The sequence below is a fragment of the Pseudomonas sp. ASL8 genome, assembly GCF_056680355.1.
The window spans coordinates 1,378,371-1,393,856 of sequence record NZ_CM155278.1; the positions used below are offsets into that span (position 1 = coordinate 1,378,371).

The 15,486-nt window shown below is 58.0% G+C and carries 16 protein-coding genes and 1 tRNA gene; 5 read left to right on the forward strand and 12 right to left on the reverse strand.

From position 1 onward, the window contains the following. Window positions 1-95 precede the first annotated feature (95 nt). The 5 genes from AC1MEA_RS06175 (at window position 96) to AC1MEA_RS06195 (ending at window position 3,657) form a co-directional block, all read left to right on the forward strand. Complete coding sequence (locus tag AC1MEA_RS06175) at window positions 96-869, forward strand: ABC transporter ATP-binding protein (RefSeq protein WP_219063677.1); 774 nt, start codon at window positions 96-98, stop codon at window positions 867-869. Window positions 870-882: 13 nt separating this feature from the next. Further along, complete coding sequence (locus AC1MEA_RS06180; protein ID WP_480917115.1) at window positions 883-1,647, forward strand: ABC transporter substrate-binding protein; 765 nt, start codon at window positions 883-885, stop codon at window positions 1,645-1,647. A 73-nt stretch (window positions 1,648-1,720) separates the two neighbouring features. After that, entirely contained in the window at window positions 1,721-2,416 is a 696-nt protein-coding gene (locus AC1MEA_RS06185) for an ABC transporter permease (RefSeq protein ID WP_219063679.1), read from the forward strand. Continuing rightward, window positions 2,413-3,102 (forward strand): ABC transporter permease, encoded by a 690-nt coding sequence (locus tag AC1MEA_RS06190; protein WP_219063680.1) that lies wholly within the window; start codon window positions 2,413-2,415, stop codon window positions 3,100-3,102. The genes AC1MEA_RS06185 and AC1MEA_RS06190 overlap by 4 nt, the downstream gene beginning before the upstream one ends. Window positions 3,103-3,581: 479 nt before the next feature. Then, window positions 3,582-3,657 (forward strand) — tRNA-Thr (locus AC1MEA_RS06195). Window positions 3,658-3,752: 95 nt separating this feature from the next. Here AC1MEA_RS06195 and AC1MEA_RS06200 read toward each other — a convergent pair. From AC1MEA_RS06200 to AC1MEA_RS06255, 12 genes are all read right to left on the reverse strand, one after another. Further along, window positions 3,753-4,337, reverse strand: coding sequence for an HD domain-containing protein (locus AC1MEA_RS06200; RefSeq protein WP_480917116.1), 585 nt, complete (start codon window positions 4,335-4,337; stop codon window positions 3,753-3,755). Between the two features lie 93 nt (window positions 4,338-4,430). Beyond that, window positions 4,431-4,634 carry a membrane protein insertion efficiency factor YidD gene (gene yidD / locus AC1MEA_RS06205; protein ID WP_480917117.1) on the reverse strand — a complete coding sequence of 68 codons (204 nt, stop codon included), beginning with the start codon at window positions 4,632-4,634 and terminating at the stop codon, window positions 4,431-4,433. After that, the gene (locus AC1MEA_RS06210; protein ID WP_219064705.1) at window positions 4,634-4,873 is read right to left on the reverse strand and encodes a DUF4177 domain-containing protein; all 240 of its coding nucleotides are present in this window, start codon (window positions 4,871-4,873) and stop codon (window positions 4,634-4,636) included. Before AC1MEA_RS06210 ends, yidD begins: the two co-directional genes overlap by 1 nt. Before the next feature lie 206 nt (window positions 4,874-5,079). Continuing rightward, window positions 5,080-5,334 carry a DUF2790 domain-containing protein gene (locus AC1MEA_RS06215; RefSeq protein WP_219064703.1) on the reverse strand — a complete coding sequence of 85 codons (255 nt, stop codon included), beginning with the start codon at window positions 5,332-5,334 and terminating at the stop codon, window positions 5,080-5,082. A 378-nt stretch (window positions 5,335-5,712) separates the two neighbouring features. After that, complete coding sequence (locus AC1MEA_RS06220; RefSeq protein WP_219063780.1) at window positions 5,713-5,967, reverse strand: DUF2790 domain-containing protein; 255 nt, start codon at window positions 5,965-5,967, stop codon at window positions 5,713-5,715. 256 nt (window positions 5,968-6,223) lie between these two features. Then, a complete protein-coding gene (locus AC1MEA_RS06225; RefSeq protein WP_480917118.1) occupies window positions 6,224-7,183 on the reverse strand; it encodes a quinone oxidoreductase family protein in 960 nt (319 codons plus the stop codon). 149 nt (window positions 7,184-7,332) lie between these two features. Beyond that, window positions 7,333-8,130: an AraC family transcriptional regulator gene (locus AC1MEA_RS06230; RefSeq protein WP_480918107.1), complete on the reverse strand. Its 798-nt coding sequence runs from the start codon at window positions 8,128-8,130 to the stop codon at window positions 7,333-7,335. A gap of 188 nt (window positions 8,131-8,318) precedes the next feature. Next, window positions 8,319-9,590 carry an OprD family porin gene (locus tag AC1MEA_RS06235; RefSeq protein WP_480917119.1) on the reverse strand — a complete coding sequence of 424 codons (1,272 nt, stop codon included), beginning with the start codon at window positions 9,588-9,590 and terminating at the stop codon, window positions 8,319-8,321. A gap of 203 nt (window positions 9,591-9,793) precedes the next feature. Continuing rightward, window positions 9,794-9,997 (reverse strand): hypothetical protein, encoded by a 204-nt coding sequence (locus AC1MEA_RS06240; RefSeq protein WP_219063774.1) that lies wholly within the window; start codon window positions 9,995-9,997, stop codon window positions 9,794-9,796. 141 nt (window positions 9,998-10,138) lie between these two features. Next, complete coding sequence (aguA, locus tag AC1MEA_RS06245) at window positions 10,139-11,245, reverse strand: agmatine deiminase (protein WP_219063773.1); 1,107 nt, start codon at window positions 11,243-11,245, stop codon at window positions 10,139-10,141. A 5-nt stretch (window positions 11,246-11,250) separates the two neighbouring features. After that, a complete protein-coding gene (gene aguB, locus AC1MEA_RS06250; protein ID WP_449635243.1) occupies window positions 11,251-12,129 on the reverse strand; it encodes an N-carbamoylputrescine amidase in 879 nt (292 codons plus the stop codon). Between the two features lie 200 nt (window positions 12,130-12,329). After that, on the reverse strand, window positions 12,330-15,242 hold the full coding sequence (locus AC1MEA_RS06255; RefSeq protein ID WP_480917120.1) for an aminotransferase: 2,913 nt from the start codon (window positions 15,240-15,242) through the stop codon (window positions 12,330-12,332). Window positions 15,243-15,486 lie beyond the last annotated feature (244 nt).

The window sequence follows — 15,486 nt, forward strand, 5'->3', positions numbered from 1 at the left end:
AGCCGGAAGCTTGCTTCCAAACGCTATGCTAGCTTGGCGCTCGCCAAGGAAGGCCGCCAATAGCAGGAGCACACAGAACACAATGAGGACCGCACATGGCTGAGGCCACGCCCGCGCTGGAAATCCGTAACTTGCACAAACGCTACGGTTCGCTTGAAGTACTCAAAGGTATTTCGCTGACCGCCCGCGATGGCGATGTGATCTCGATCCTTGGCTCTTCCGGTTCCGGTAAATCCACCCTGCTGCGCTGCATCAATCTGCTGGAAAACCCGCATCAAGGGCAGATTCTGGTGGCCGGTGAAGAACTGAAACTCAAAGCCGCCAAGAATGGCGATCTGATCGCCGCCGACAACAAGCAGATCAATCGCATGCGCAGCGAGATCGGCTTCGTATTCCAGAACTTCAATCTGTGGCCGCACATGACCGTACTCGACAACATCATCGAGGCGCCGCGTCGCGTACTGGGGCAAAGCAAAGCCGAAGCCATCGAAGTCGCCGAAGCCCTGCTGGCCAAAGTCGGCATTGGCGACAAGCGCCATGTGTATCCGGCCCAACTGTCCGGCGGTCAGCAACAGCGCGCAGCCATCGCCCGCACCCTGGCGATGCAGCCTAAAGTAATCCTGTTCGATGAACCGACCTCCGCCCTCGATCCGGAAATGGTCCAGGAAGTGCTCAACGTGATTCGTGCCCTCGCCGAAGAAGGCCGGACCATGCTACTCGTGACCCACGAAATGAGCTTTGCCCGCCAAGTGTCCAGCGAGGTAGTGTTCCTGCATCAGGGCCTCGTCGAAGAACAGGGATCGCCGCAACAGGTGTTTGAAAATCCCCTGTCGGCGCGCTGTAAACAATTCATGTCCAGCAACCGCTAACGGAGCAACACGCATGCAGACCTACAAAAAGTTTCTCCTGGCCGCGGCCGTCACCCTGACATTCGCGACCAGTGCCTTTGCCGCAGAAAAAATGAAAATGGGCATCGAAGCCGCCTACCCGCCGTTCAATAACAAAGATGCCAGCGGCCAGGTCGTGGGCTTCGACGTCGACATCGGCAACGCCCTTTGCGCCAAGATGAAAGTCGAATGCGAGATCGTCACGTCCGACTGGGACGGCATCATCCCGGCCTTGAACGCGAAGAAATTCAATTTCCTGATCTCATCGATGTCGATCACCGAAGAACGCAAACAGGCCGTCGACTTCACCGACCCGTACTACTCCAACAAACTGCAGTTCGTGGCACCCAAGACCACTGATTTGACCATCGACAAGGCCACCCTCAAGGAGACCCTGAAAGGCAAAATCATTGGCGCCCAGCGTGCGACGCTGGCGGGCACCTGGCTTGAAGACAACCTGGCCGATGTGATCACCATCAAGCTCTATGACACCCAGGAAAACGCCTACCTCGACCTGACCTCCGGGCGTGTCGATGCACTCCTGGCCGACAAGTTCGTCAACTACGAATGGCTTAAAAGCGAAGCCGGCAAAGGCTTCGAATTCAAAGGCGACCCGGTCTTCGACAACGACAAAATCGGCATCGCCGTGCGCAAGGACGATCCGTTGCGTGAGGAGCTGAACAAAGCGCTGAAAGACATCATCGCCGACGGCACCTACAAGAAAATCAACGACAAGTATTTCCCGTTCAGTATTCTCTGACCTGCCCGACGGGCACCGCCGCTTCTTGATTCAGTAACAGCGTCGCGGTGCCGGTCCCTAGCAAAGCCTGCCTATGAACATTGATATCTACGGATTCGGCCCGGCCCTTGCGGCTGGCGCGCTGATGACCGTCAAACTTGCCCTGTCGGCGTTATGCCTGGGGCTGGTGCTCGGTCTGCTCGGCGCCTTGGCAAAAACATCACCCTACAAGTCCCTGCAATGGCTTGGCGGTACCTACTCGACGCTGGTGCGTGGCATCCCGGAATTGCTCTGGGTCCTGCTGATCTACTTCGGCACAGTCAACCTGATGCGCAGCATCGGCGAAGCACTCGGCAAACCCGACCTTGAGCTAAACGCCTTCGCGGCGGGCGTCATCGCGCTCGGCTTGTGCTTTGGCGCGTATGCGACCGAAGTGTTCCGAGGGGCCATCCTCGCCATCCCCAAAGGTCATCGCGAAGCCGGTATGGCGCTGGGCATGTCCACCTCGCGGATCTTCATCAAACTGATCATGCCGCAGATGTGGCGCATCGCCCTGCCCGGCCTGGGCAACCTGTTCATGATCCTGATGAAGGACACCGCACTGGTGTCGGTGATCGGCCTTGAAGAAATCATGCGCCACTCGCAGATCGCCGTGGGCTTCACCAAACAGGCGTTCACCTTCTATATGGTCGCCGCCTTCATGTACCTGGGGCTGACAGTCCTGGCGATGATCGGCATGTACCTGCTGGAAAAACGCGCCGCACGCGGTTTCTTGAGGAGTTCGTCATGAACTGGGAAGTCATCATCAAATGGCTGCCAAGGCTGGCTCAGGGCGCAACCCTGACCCTGGAGCTGGTCGCCATCGCAGTGGTCGCCGGGCTGATTCTGGCCATACCCCTGGGCATCGCGCGCTCGTCACGGCATTTGTCCGTACGCGCCTTGCCGTACGCGTACATTTTCTTCTTCCGCGGTACGCCGCTGCTGGTGCAGTTGTTTCTGGTCTATTACGGGCTGGCGCAATTCGACTCGGTGCGGGCGAGCGCGCTGTGGCCGTATCTGCGCGACCCGTTCTGGTGTGCGACCGTCACCATGACCCTGCACACGGCAGCCTATATCGCCGAGATCCTGCGGGGCGCGATCCAGGCCATCCCGCCGGGTGAAATCGAAGCGGCGCGGGCGCTGGGCATGTCCAAGTGGAAGGCCCTGTTCTACATCATCCTGCCGCGCGCCTCGCGCATCGGGCTGCCGGCCTACAGCAACGAAGTGATTCTGATGCTCAAAGCCAGCGCGCTGGCCAGCACCGTCACCCTGATGGAACTGACCGGCATGGCGCGCACCATTATCGCCAGAACCTACCTGCCGGTCGAAATCTTCTTCGCCGCCGGGATGTTCTACCTGCTGATGGCTTACGTCCTGGTACGCGGCTTCAAGCTACTGGAACGCGTACTGCGCGTGGACGCCTGCCAAGGTCGCTGATACAAACGCGCGGGTGAATGGAGCAGCCTGAATACTCCACTCATCCGCGCCCAACCTGTGGATAAGTCTGTTGATAACAATTCTGGAAACGCACGAAAACCGTAGCGTGCTAGCTAAATCAGCCATTGATCAATTTTCGATCACACCTTAAACCAACGAAAAAACAGCAAGTTGCGGCAGTTGAGAACGGTTCCACAAAATCAGACTTTCGCTCTCCATCCCTAGCTCCGATTGTGCATAAGCATTCCAGCAAAAGTGAATATGGCCCACAAAGCCATTGTTTTACTGGCAGTACATAAGCCAATACACCCTGCACACCCCTGATCAAAACAAGGGAAAAACCCCCACTGGCCAGGGCGGATCAGGAAGGCAGCAGGACAGAAGCCGCGAAAAAGCCCACCGCTGAAAGTTTTTGCAATCGAATCAGTCAGCTAGGGGTTTACAACCCAAAAAATCTGGATATACTTTGCGCCCATAACGCCGGTATAGCTCAGTTGGTAGAGCAACTGACTTGTAATCAGTAGGTCCCGAGTTCGACTCTTGGTGCCGGCACCATACAAGGTTCCAGAGAAGGCTTTCAAAATCTCTGGAACCCCCGAAAAACCCGCCTTCTGGCGGGTTTTTTCGTTTTGGGGTTCTGTCAGCCAACGTCAGTCCGCCAAACGCTTCATCTCGGCAACCGTGCGGGCCAGCTCATCAGCGAGCGGGCTTGGCAGGCGAGTCTGGAAGACGCTTGCCAGTTGATCGTAGTACCAAAGGGTGCCGTCCTTCCCCGCGTTGAAACGAGAGAACATCTTGGGGCCATGGGTATTGAGATCGCTCACGATTGAGCGAGCGTTGTGCAGTTTGTCGCAGCCGGAGACTAGCAAGGTCTCCGCGGACGCATCGTGCAGGTGGTCCAAATAGCGCTGCTTGCGGGTATGCCAATCACCCTTCTCGCCATGTTCATCCGGTACGCCATCGGTGCAGCCGAGCACGATGCGGGTGACCCGCTCGCCGAACTGCGCTCGGATCTGTGCTTCGGCATGCGCGCCGGCATCTTCCACTGCATCGTGGAGCAGGCCCGCGATGGTCTGATCTTCATCCCCGCCGTGCTCCATCACCAGGCATGCGACACCCATCAGGTGGGACAAATAGGGAATACCGGTGGCTTTGCGGGTTTGATCGGCGTGAAGCGTTGTCGTCAGGGCGACGGCGTCTGCGACTCGGCGTGAAGGCTGGAAACTCGGACTCATTGCGACCCTCTAAAATGTAGTTTTTACACGCTCGAATGGCGTCGACGAGCACGGAAGGAATGGCTCGGCATCGGCACGACTTCTCTGGAAAGCTTAAGGGTAATCCTCTCCACCGTTGGGAATTCGGCATCGACAGATACGATTGAACGTCATCCGGCTACCTTTCCAGGGGCCGTATTTTTCAATATCCAACGTGCCATAGCAGGAACACGACGGCTCAAACCGGCAGGCCCCTCTCAACTTCTGAGGGGCCACGGCTTGATACAGGCGTATGAGCGCCAGTAACAGCCGAGTCATCACCGAGGCTTGCGGAAGGTAATGACGTAGTAGGCGCTGAAATCGGCTTTTTTTCCAAAAAGCGCTTCAAAAAACCCGGGCTTGATCTGAACGCCAACGCTGTCTACGCGGTAGAACTCCCAACCCTGTTCTGCGTATTGGTTGGCGATCGACTCCAGATACACAGCGGCTTCAGTGCCTGTGTTTTTGACCTTTACTTCGATGTTGGGTGGAACCTGAACCATCTTGTATTGATACATCTGCCGTCCTTAGTCGCTGAGTGGCCTCATGCCACGCTCCGAGTCTACGGGTAAGGCACGCCCTTAATCCCAGCGCGAAAGCACTTTGCGATCCGTCCTACTTAAATTTCAGATCTCTGCACCCTTGATGCCTTTCCGCCACGCACAACAAAAAGCCCCCTCGCTAGGAGGGGGCTTGGGTCACATCTCTGCTTGAAGCGTGAGGCTTAGCCGTTTGAGCAGCCGTTACCCATCACGCTGTATTGGAGGGTGTGACGCTGACCTTGATGGTCTTCGTAGGTCATCTGCACTGGAACGACACCACATGCGTCCGGGACCGAGTCCATGCTAATAACTTTAGCGACATCAAGTTCCGTAGCGTACGTGTACTGTTCAGTGGCTGACGCGTTAACAGCCTGCACTTCGCCAGCAGCTGCGAGTGTAGAGAAACCGGCCAACGCAAGTACGATTAAGCTTTTCATTTTATTTACAGGCCTTTAAATCAATCACAGCTGACTGACTTCATTTGCCAACGTGGCGGAAGAAGTTGTTAAACCGTTTAGAGTGAGGTCTAACACGAAGTACCACTCCCTGTTTGTTTCGTTTGCCAGGGAATGGGGTTAGTTTACAAGGGTGGGTATTTAGTTAAACCCAAAAGAACCATAATGTTCTTTACCGAAACGGTAACAATGCCTGAGGCGGTGTTTTTCCGGGCCTTGCGCCGATCAGCCAGCGGCGTGGTCTATGCGCTGGACGATGACCAGCAGCCGTTGCCGAGGACGTAGGCCTTAACGAGCGCACAACAAAAAGCCCCCTCATAAGAGGGGGCTTGGGTCACAGCTCTGCTTGAAGCGTGAGGCTTAGCCGTTTGAGCAGCCGTTACCCATCACGCTGTATTGGAGGGTGTGACGCTGACCTTGATGGTCTTCGTAAGTCATGTGCACTGGAACAACACCGCAGGTATCCGGAACCGCATCCATGCTGATAACTTTAGCAACATCAAGTTTCATGGAGTACGTGTATTGTTCAACAGCTGCGTTGTTAACAGCTTGCACTTCGTCAGCAGCGGCGATTGTAGAGAAACCGACCAACGCAAGTACGATTAAGCTTTTCATTTTATTTACAGGCCTTTAAATCAATCACAACTGACTGACTTCACTTGCCGAGGAGGCGGAAGAAGTTGTTAAACCGTTTAGAGTTAGGTCTAACACGAAGTACCATCCCTGCGGGGTTCGTGTGCTAGGGAATGTGCGTAGTTTACAAGGATGGTTATTTAGTTATACCCAAAAGAAGCATAATGTTCTTTACCGAAACGGTAACAATCCCTGGCGCAGCGTTTTGAGGCCGGCAAACCGGCCTCTGGCCCCCGTCTTAAGGCAGCAGAACTACCTTGTTTCCGCTCCCCTTATTAACCTCCTCATACCGCGCCAGTCCCTCACTCAATGGCGACTCAAACAACCCGGTCGGCAAGGGCAATAATCCTTCATCAAAAAACCGCCCGAATTGATCGAGCATCCCGGCGCACGCCTCTGTCCCGTAGAGCAATGAGTTGATCCCCACAACAGACCCGCCTTTGCGATACAGCGCCAACGCAGGCAGGTGCACGTGCCCATCCGCAGGCGCAGCGATGATGGCGATGCGGCCGAAAGGGGCCAGGGCAGTGACGGCGGCAGGGAGCCAGAAACCCGTGGTGTCGAAGATGACGTCGGCGCCGCCGGTGAAGACTGCGTTGACGCTGGCGGCGAGGTCTTCGGGTGTGTCGAGCTGGATGGCGTTGAAGCCTTGGTCGTTGAGCGCTTTAACGTGCTTGGGGCGACGCACTGCGCCAAGCACGTGGGCACCACGGATTTTTGCCAAGGCCAGGGCGGCGCTGCCGACTGCACCGTTGGCGCCGATCACCAGCAGGCGCGTGTCAGCGGTCACCAGGCTACGTTCCAGTGCATCCCACGCAGTGGTGAACGGGACGCCGAGGCTGGCAGCCTGGGCAAAGCTCAAGGCTTTGGGTTTGAGGGCGACGCCTTTGGCGGGCAGGGTCAAATACTCCGCATGCGAACCGTCGCGGAAGAAGCCCGGCTCTTTACCGGTCCCCCAGACTTCCTGACCGATCAGTGCCTGCGGACCTTCCACGACGATACCGGCAAAGTCCCGACCGGGGATGCGCGGCAGGGTGGTGTAGGGAAAGCGCCCGAGTACGTTTTTCACGTCGCTGGGGTTGAGGCCGGCGGCTTTCACCTGGATCAGTACTTCGCCCTGAGCAGGAGTGGGCTTGGGCACGTTGAGGTAGTGCAGGGCCGCGAGGTCGCCGGTTTTGGCAAATTGCAGGGCATTCATGAGGGGCTCCATCTCTGGGTGTCGCGTTGCGCCATGGGGCTGACGACCGCGTTTTAGGTGTCCAGAGTGTAGGAGGGAGCGCAGATAGCTGTCGGTCAACTGCTTCTGTTTTACTGCCAAACAACGTCAGACAATCGCGCAGACCGTCGTCAGACCGCACCTTCGCCGACCGGGTACTGCGAAGGACTCATGCCAAGTTCACGACGGAACATATCGCTGAAACTGCTGGGCGAATAACCGAGATCACGCGCGATGGTGCTGATCGGCACCCCCTGAATCAGCTCGGCGACCGCCGTTGCCAATTGCACCTGTCGCCGCCACTCAGCGAAGCCCATGCCCAGCGCAGCTTGAAACAGACGCGCCAACGTACGCACGCTGGCGCCAGCATTTTCCGCGTGCTGCTCGAAAGACACATCCAGCGAGGGCGACGCCATTACCGCCTGGCACAGGTTGATCAGGCGACGGTCGGAGCTATCGGGCATGGGGATTTTCAGTACGGTGCGCCTGGCTCGCCTCAACTCCAGCAACGCAAGGCCTACGACCGCGTCGTAATAGTCCTGGCCCTGTTGATCCTGCCCCTCTTGAGCCTGAGCCTGCCCCACCAGATTGAGGATCAGCTCACGCAGCAGGCGCCCGACTTCGATGACCTGCACGGTACTTTCCAGCGTCGCGGCAATCGCCGGGCGCAGGTAGATGTTGCGCATTTCCAGGTCCGACACCACCCGAATCCCATGTATCACGCCCGGCGGTAACCACACCGCACGTTGCGGCGGCACGACCAGCGCTTCGTTTGGGGTTTCAAGCCACATGACGCCGGACATGGCGTACAGCACCTGCCCCCAGACATGCTCGTGCGGCTCGATGTACAGGCCACGCGGGTACGTCCGCGCCAGAGGCTGCACGGGGACGGCGGTGTCACTAAGGTCGGGCGGTGCAGCGAGGGCCATTGCGGTGACCGGGAGCGAGAGGATGTGCGCATGGTAACGAGCGCCATGAGTTGTCGCCATCAATGCGTGATGGCTGCATCTACAGGCGAAGGCGAAGGCGGTTGCGGCCTTGTATTTGATACACCCCACACACAAAAACGCCCCGATCAACTCGAGGCGTTTTTATCAGCGCTTCACACGTTCAAGCATCAGAAAATGTTGATCGGGTAGTCGACGAAGATACGGGTTTCGTTACCTTCGTCGTTGTAGGCGCTGGCGTTGTCCGAGACGCGCAAGAAGGAGTTGCGCAGGCGCACGGAGAGGTTTTTCGCCGGGCCAGCCTGTACGACGTATTGCAGCTGGCTGAAGATTTCGCGCTCTTCGCCATTGCCGCGGCCAGTGCCGTCGTCGATGTGGTCGCCACGTACGTAGGCGACTTTGTAGGTCAGCCCTGGCACCACGAGCGTGCCCAGGTTGATCCCGTAACCCAGTTGCCAGGAACGTTCGTCTTTGGCGTTGAAGTCAGACCAGTAGGAGTTGGCGAGGTAGATGGTGTTGCCGCCGTCCCCCGTACCGCCCGCGTTGCGATAACCGCCGTAGTTGTAGCCGGTATCGCCGGTGCTGCGCTGGTGAGCGAGGGTGAAGGAATGGATACCGAGGGCGTAGGTCGCCGCCAGGCTCCAGATTTTGTTGTCGCGCGCGTCGTCAACGGCGAAATCTTTGTCCAGCCGGGTTTTGTACCCGTTGAAATCGAACGTCAGCGACTCATCGTTCTGGAGTGCAACCACGTAGTTGAGGTTGAGGTATTGCTTCTTCAGTACGTCTTCATCGTTGGACGCGTAGAACGCGGCGCTGAAGCTGTCGGTAAATTTGTAGCTACCGCCGTAGACGTCGATCTTCTTCAGATCGCCGCTGTCATGGCCTTCGGCGCTTTTACGAGATTCAGCGGTGAATCGACCCAAGTTCAGTTCAAGGCCTTTGATTTCCTTGGACGTGATCAGCGTGCCGGTGTAGCTCTCCGGCAGCAGGCGCGAGTTGTCGTAGCTCAATACCGGCAGCGACGGCATTTGATCGCCGTACTTGATCACTGTATTGGAGAAACGTGCCTTGATCGCTGCGCCACCTTTGGACAGGTCGCCAGCCGCTTCGCCGCTGTCGCCCTGCTTGAAGAAGTCGATACCGGCTCGGCCGCTTTTGCCCTTGCCGCCGTCCAGGCGAACGCCGTACAGCGCGAATGCATCGACGCCCACGCCGACAGTGCCTTGGGTGAAACCGGATGCGAAATCGGCAGTAATGCCTTGGCCCCATTCGGCCTTGTCCTGAACGCCGTTCTTGTAATCACGGCTGATGTAAGCGTTGCGCAAGAGCAGGTTGAGGCTGCTGTCTTCGACAAACCCTTTGGAATCCGCTTGTCCATCGGCCATAGCCTGAGTGGCGCACATGACGCCCAAGGCGATCACGCCAATACGTACATTCAACATCTTGTTTTCCTTAATACGAGTTGATCACGCGCTGTGGCCTTGGCCGAACAGGGGTTGCGGCCTTTGAGTCTGGTCAATCGGACCGACTCAGAAGGCCCGCACGAAATCATCGCAGTGGACTACTGATGCTACGTACATGGCGGGTAGCCACAGGCGGGCGCGAATCCTAGCCGTGGGTTGGCCGGGGTGTCAATTTTGAAAACTCAATGATCCAGAATCAGTATCAATACATCCAGCTCGGCGTCGCTGATCAGCCCAACCGGGTAGCGAGCCTGCAGCAATTGTCGTGAATCAGGCTCCGGCGCCTGGGATCTTCTGGTTGTCCTTAACCAGTCCGCCATCAACTGGCGTGATTCGCTACTTGCAGACAAACTACGAGCAAGGGGCTGCTCAATACCTGCGTTCATGGGGACAACCTCTTGAGTCTTGAGCGGCTAAATGTACCTGTGCTTTATGACAGCGCCGCGAAGGACAGTGCAGGTCAGCGATTTGACGTCAACAAAAAGCCCATCGATTGATGGGCTTTAGAAAGCAAGAACAAGACCAACTCAGCCCTTGTGCGGAGCCGGTTGCTGCTGCGTCAGGCAATGGATATTCCCGCCACCCAGCAACAGTTCGCGACCCGGCACCATGACGACCTCATGCTCCGGAAACAAACGCTGCAAAATCTCACGCGCCGTTTCGTCGAGAGGGTCGTCAAAGCTAGGCGCAATAAGGCCGCCATTGACGATCAGGAAATTGACATAGGAGCCGGCCAGCCGCACAAAAGGGTTGCGCTCCTGACTGCCGTGCACCTGATCGACGCCTGCGCACTCTTCTTCGGTGGCGAACAGCGGGTCGGGGATTGGCATTTTATGCACAATAAACGGGCGGCCCTTGGCGTCGCGCGCGTGCTCCAGGACACGCATTGCCGCCTGGCAACGTGGGTAGTTGGGGTCTTTTGGATCATCGGTCCACGCCAGTAACACTTCGCCGGGACGCACGTAGCAACAAAAGTTATCCACATGGCCGTCGGTTTCGTCGTTGTACAGGCCGTCCGGCAACCAAATGACCTTCTCTACCGCCAGATGATCACGCAGCACCGCTTCGATCTCTTCGCGAGACAGGTGCGCATTACGGTTGCGATTGAGCAGGCATTCTTCGGTGGTAATTAGCGTGCCTTCGCCGTCGACGTGAATCGAGCCGCCCTCAAGCACAAAGCCTTCGGTCACATAGCGTGGACTGCGTTCGATTTCCAGCACCTTGCTGGCCACCTGCTCGTCGAGGTTCCACGGCGAATACAGTCCACCGTCGAAACCACCCCACGCGTTGAAGCCCCAGTCGACGCCGCGCACTTCGCCCTTGTCATTAATGACGAAGGTCGGCCCGGTATCGCGTATCCAGGCATCGTTGTTACTGATCTCAACGACGCGAATGTTCGGCACATCGAGGCGCGCACGAGCGTTGTCGTACTGCGCGGCAGAAACACCCACGGTCACCGGTTCGAAACGCGCGATGGCTTTGGCCAAAGCGACATGGGCGCTCTGTACCGGCTTGCCGCCCAGGCGCCAGTTGTCCGGGCGCTCGGGCCAGATCATCCAGGTCTGGGTCTGCTGCGCCCATTCGGCCGGCATGTAGAAGCCATCGGCGCGCGGTGTGCTTTTCAGCGTGGTCATGGCGATCAGGACTCCAGGGAACCGTCGAGCGTTTTGATCGCGCCGTACAGGTTAGGGCGACGATCACGGAAAGTGCCCCACGCGCTACGGGTGTGCTCAAGTTCGTCGAGGTCGAAGCTGTGAACCAGCACGCCCTCTTCTGTTTCATTGAGCTCTGCGACTTTTTCGCCGAACTGGTTAGCGATAAACGACGAGCCGTAGAACGTGATGTCGTAGCCGTCCTGCTCTTCGTTACCGATACGGTTGCTGGCGATCAGCGGCATCAGGTTGGCGCCGGCATGGCCTTGTTGCACACGCTGCCAGTGGTCGCGGGAACTGATGGTCTTGTCATGCGGCTCGCTGCCGATGGCCGTTGGGTAGAACAGGATTTCCGCGCCCAGCAACGCCATGCTGCGGGCGCACTCCGGGAACCACTGATCCCAGCAAATGCCCACGCCGATTTTTGCGTAACGGGTTTGCCAGACTTTGAAGCCGGTGTCGCCCGGGTTGAAGTAGTACTTCTCGTGATAGCCAGGGCCATCCGGGATGTGGCTTTTACGATAAATCCCGAGGTTGGTGCCGTCAGCGTCGATGATCACGATGCTGTTGAAGCGTGCACGTCCCGCCAGTTCGAAAAAGCTGATCGGCAGCACGACGTTCAATTCTTTGGCGATTTTCTGGAAGTGCTTGATGGCAACGTTTTCTTCCATGGACGTGGCCAACTGCAGATAGTCCGGGTTCGGCTTCTGGCAGAAATACGGGGTTTCGAACAACTCCTGAATCAGGATGATCTGCGCGCCTTTGGCAGCGGCTTCGCGCACCAGCTTTTCAGCGGTTTCGATGTTTGCTTCAAGATCCCAGGAACAGGCCATCTGGGTGGCGGCGACGGTAACGATACGGCTCATGGAAATCTCCTCCTGGGAAAATGCGGTGGGGCCATCACCTTAGCAGACGGCCCGTGACAATCTTGGGAGCTTTATAGCCGATAAAAATCGGCCTTGGAAGGTTAATTAGACGGCATGCAAAAATAATTAGCCTTTTAGATCGATAACAATCGGTTATCAGGCTTGATTTCCTTGTCTCCCCCCTCGCGAATGAATTCGACTCAGCCGAGCTCGTCCAACACCTTCGACACCGTATCCACAAAGAAATCCACACTCTGCCGGGTGGTGCACATCGGCGGCTTGATCTTGAGGATGTTCAAGTAGTCACCGGTCGGCTGCATGAAGATCCCCAACTCACGTAGACGATCACACAGGTAGGCGGTTTCCTCAGTGGCAGGCTCGAGGGTTTCACGGTCGCGGATCAGCTCCACGCCCAGATAGAAGCCAGAGCCATGCACCGCACCGACTAATGGATGTTTATCGATCAAGGCTTCGAGGCGCGCCTTGAAATGACCGCCCACCACTCGGGCGTTTTCCCACAGCTGTTCCTTGTCCATCACATCCAGTACAGCCAGGCCGATGCGGCAACTGACAGGACTACCGCCCGCCGATGAGAAGAAATAACCCTCGGCCTCCAGCGCTTCGGCAATTTCCCGACGGGTAATGACCGCACCCAATGGCTGGCCGTTGCCCATACCCTTGGCCATGGTGATGATGTCCGGCACCACGCCCTGCTCTTCGAAACCCCAGAAGTAATGGCCCAAACGGCCGTAACCGACCTGCACTTCGTCCGCGATGCACACCCCGCCCTGGGCGCGGACCTTGGCGTATACCTGCTGCAGATAGCCCGGTGGCAACGAGATTCCGCCCGCGTTGCCGTACACCGGCTCGCAGATGAACCCGGCGACCTGACGTTCCTGCCCGACCAGCTTCGCCAGCGTGTGTTCTACGCTGCGCACGTAATCCGGCGCGCTGTCGCTGCCACGGAACTCACCGCGATAGGTATTCGGCGCCGTCACCGGGTGCACCCAATCAGGCCGGGTGCTCAGGGCTAGCGGGTTGTCGGCAATCGAGGTGGAGATGGCATCGGTCGCCACCGACCAGCCGTGATACGCCTCCAGCACGCTGAGCATGTCGCGCCCGCCGCTGTAAGCCCAGGCGAGGCGAATCGCCAGGTCATTGGCTTCGGTGCCGCTGTTGACCAGAAACACCCGGTCCATGGTGTCCGGCGCCAGTTCCAGCAAGCGCTCGGAGAATTCGGCGATGGCCGCGTAGTGAAAGCGCGAGTTGGTGTTGAGCAACGACCACTGACGTGCAGATTCTTCGGCCATGCGCGGATGCCCATGCCCCAGCACTGCGACGTTGTTGAGCATGTCCAGATAAGACCGGCCCTGCATATCAATCAGGTGATTGCGCCAGCCCCGCTCGATCTGCGGCGGATCCTGGTAATAGTGCTTCTGCGACCGGGCGAAGCTGGCATCGCGACGTGCCAGCAGCTTCGCTGAGTCTTCAATCGGCGGCGCATCGCAATCGAATCCCAGTAACGCGGCGGGCGAAGGGCACACTACTTGCCAGGCCGGCGCCCACGAAGGCGTACTGAACAACGGCGGACTGATATCGGTCGTGCGACACAGCTGGACCATCAACAAGCCGCTGCTCTGGCCAATCTCCTGACCTGCACGCACGGCACACCCTGAGTCCAGCGCCGAGGTCACGCCCCACACGCGCAGATTCATCTGCTTGCCGACCAGCCACAGCGCAGCATCAGCGGTCAGGCGCAACGTACCGCCGAATGGCGCGTGCAGCGCAGTGCCCGAAGGCACATGCAGTTCGACATGCAAGGCGCAGGTGTCAGGCTCTTTAGCGCTGTCGGGGACGGTGCGCGACAAGCGATATTCGCCGTATCGGGTGGAGGCCAGTCCGCTTTTGATGCCCGCTTCAAGCAACAACTGCTCATCGATACCGGGCTGCTCCCAATTGCCAGCGGTGAAGTGCGTGCTGAGTACGCCCAGATCGACAGGTGTAAATTCGCGACCACTCAGGCTAGGCAGCAGAGGCAAGAACGACTCGACGCGGGTTGCGGGCTGAGCCAGCCCGACGCTGGCCAGAATCGCCGCTTCCATCAATTCGAGAGGCACCGAAGTGGCCACATCGAAGATGCCCCACTCGCTCTGCAAGTTGGCCTGGATGTAGGTGTTATGCGGTTCGATGCTGGCCTGCTGCTCGCTGCTGAGCACCAGAATCGCCGCCCGCGCGACGATTAATGGCCACAGCGCCTGCAACTCTTCGGGTTGCAACGGGTTGATGGCCTGATACGCCTGAATCGCCGGCAGGATGTACAGCGGATTGCCATCGGCATGGTGCAACAACGCCGCGCACGTCACGGAGAGATCGGCAACTCGCCAGGTAGTGACCAAATCCCCGAAATCAATCAAGCCCTGCAACTGCCATTGGCGTTGCTGATCGCGTTCCCAAACCACGTTGTATTCGGTGATATCCAGGTGAATCGCCTGCACCGGCAGCTTCGCCACCAGCGGCCGTAAGCGGTGCTGCGCCTGCTCGGCAGCGTGTGCAAGCAAGGCGCGCTCTTCGGGGTTTTTGATGACCGGTAATAGATGCTTGATCAGCGCATCGGCATGCCGCGGGTCCCACTGCAGCGTTCGCTCCAGGCCCGCGTGCTGAAAACTCGCCAGCGCCTGATCGACCTGAGCGCACAGCTCGCCCAACCCCACCACCACGTCGCGGCTCAGGTGGGGCAAATGGGCCAACGACTGACCGTCGATGAACTCAAGCAACCGCGCCTGCACAGCCCGCCCACCGATCTCCAGCGAGAGCAATTCCTCACCGTTGCTGGCCGCCATCACCCGAGGCACACGCAACCCTGGCTTCGCCCCTAAATGCCCCAGCGCCGCGTGCTGTGCCTGAAGCTCGCGCAGCGAATAATCACCGTGGCAAATCTTCAAGACATAGCGCCCTTGAGCGCTGTCGAGCAGGTAGTTACGGTCCTGCTGACTGCCCAGCTCCTTGAGCGTCCCGCTCAACCCGTAATGCTGTTCAAGCAACAGCAACGCCTGCTCGGCGCTGACTTCCGGGCACGGCAGACTGGAACGATGAATCAACGTGGCGAGCGGCATAACGACCTCAACGGTTCTTATTAGCGGCCTATATCGCCAGTTGGCTGGGCGATGCGCAAGGGGTGTGTTCAGAAAAAACCACCATGAGGAAGAAATGAACGGCTTCTATGAACGGCAGAGAGGACGTAGGGGGCATGCTCATTAAGGGTTAATACGGTATCTACAGGATCGCCGGCGATCTTCAGCGTTTTTTTCGCCGCACTTAACTCGCGGGAAAACTCAAAAAATTTAGGCGTTTATGGTC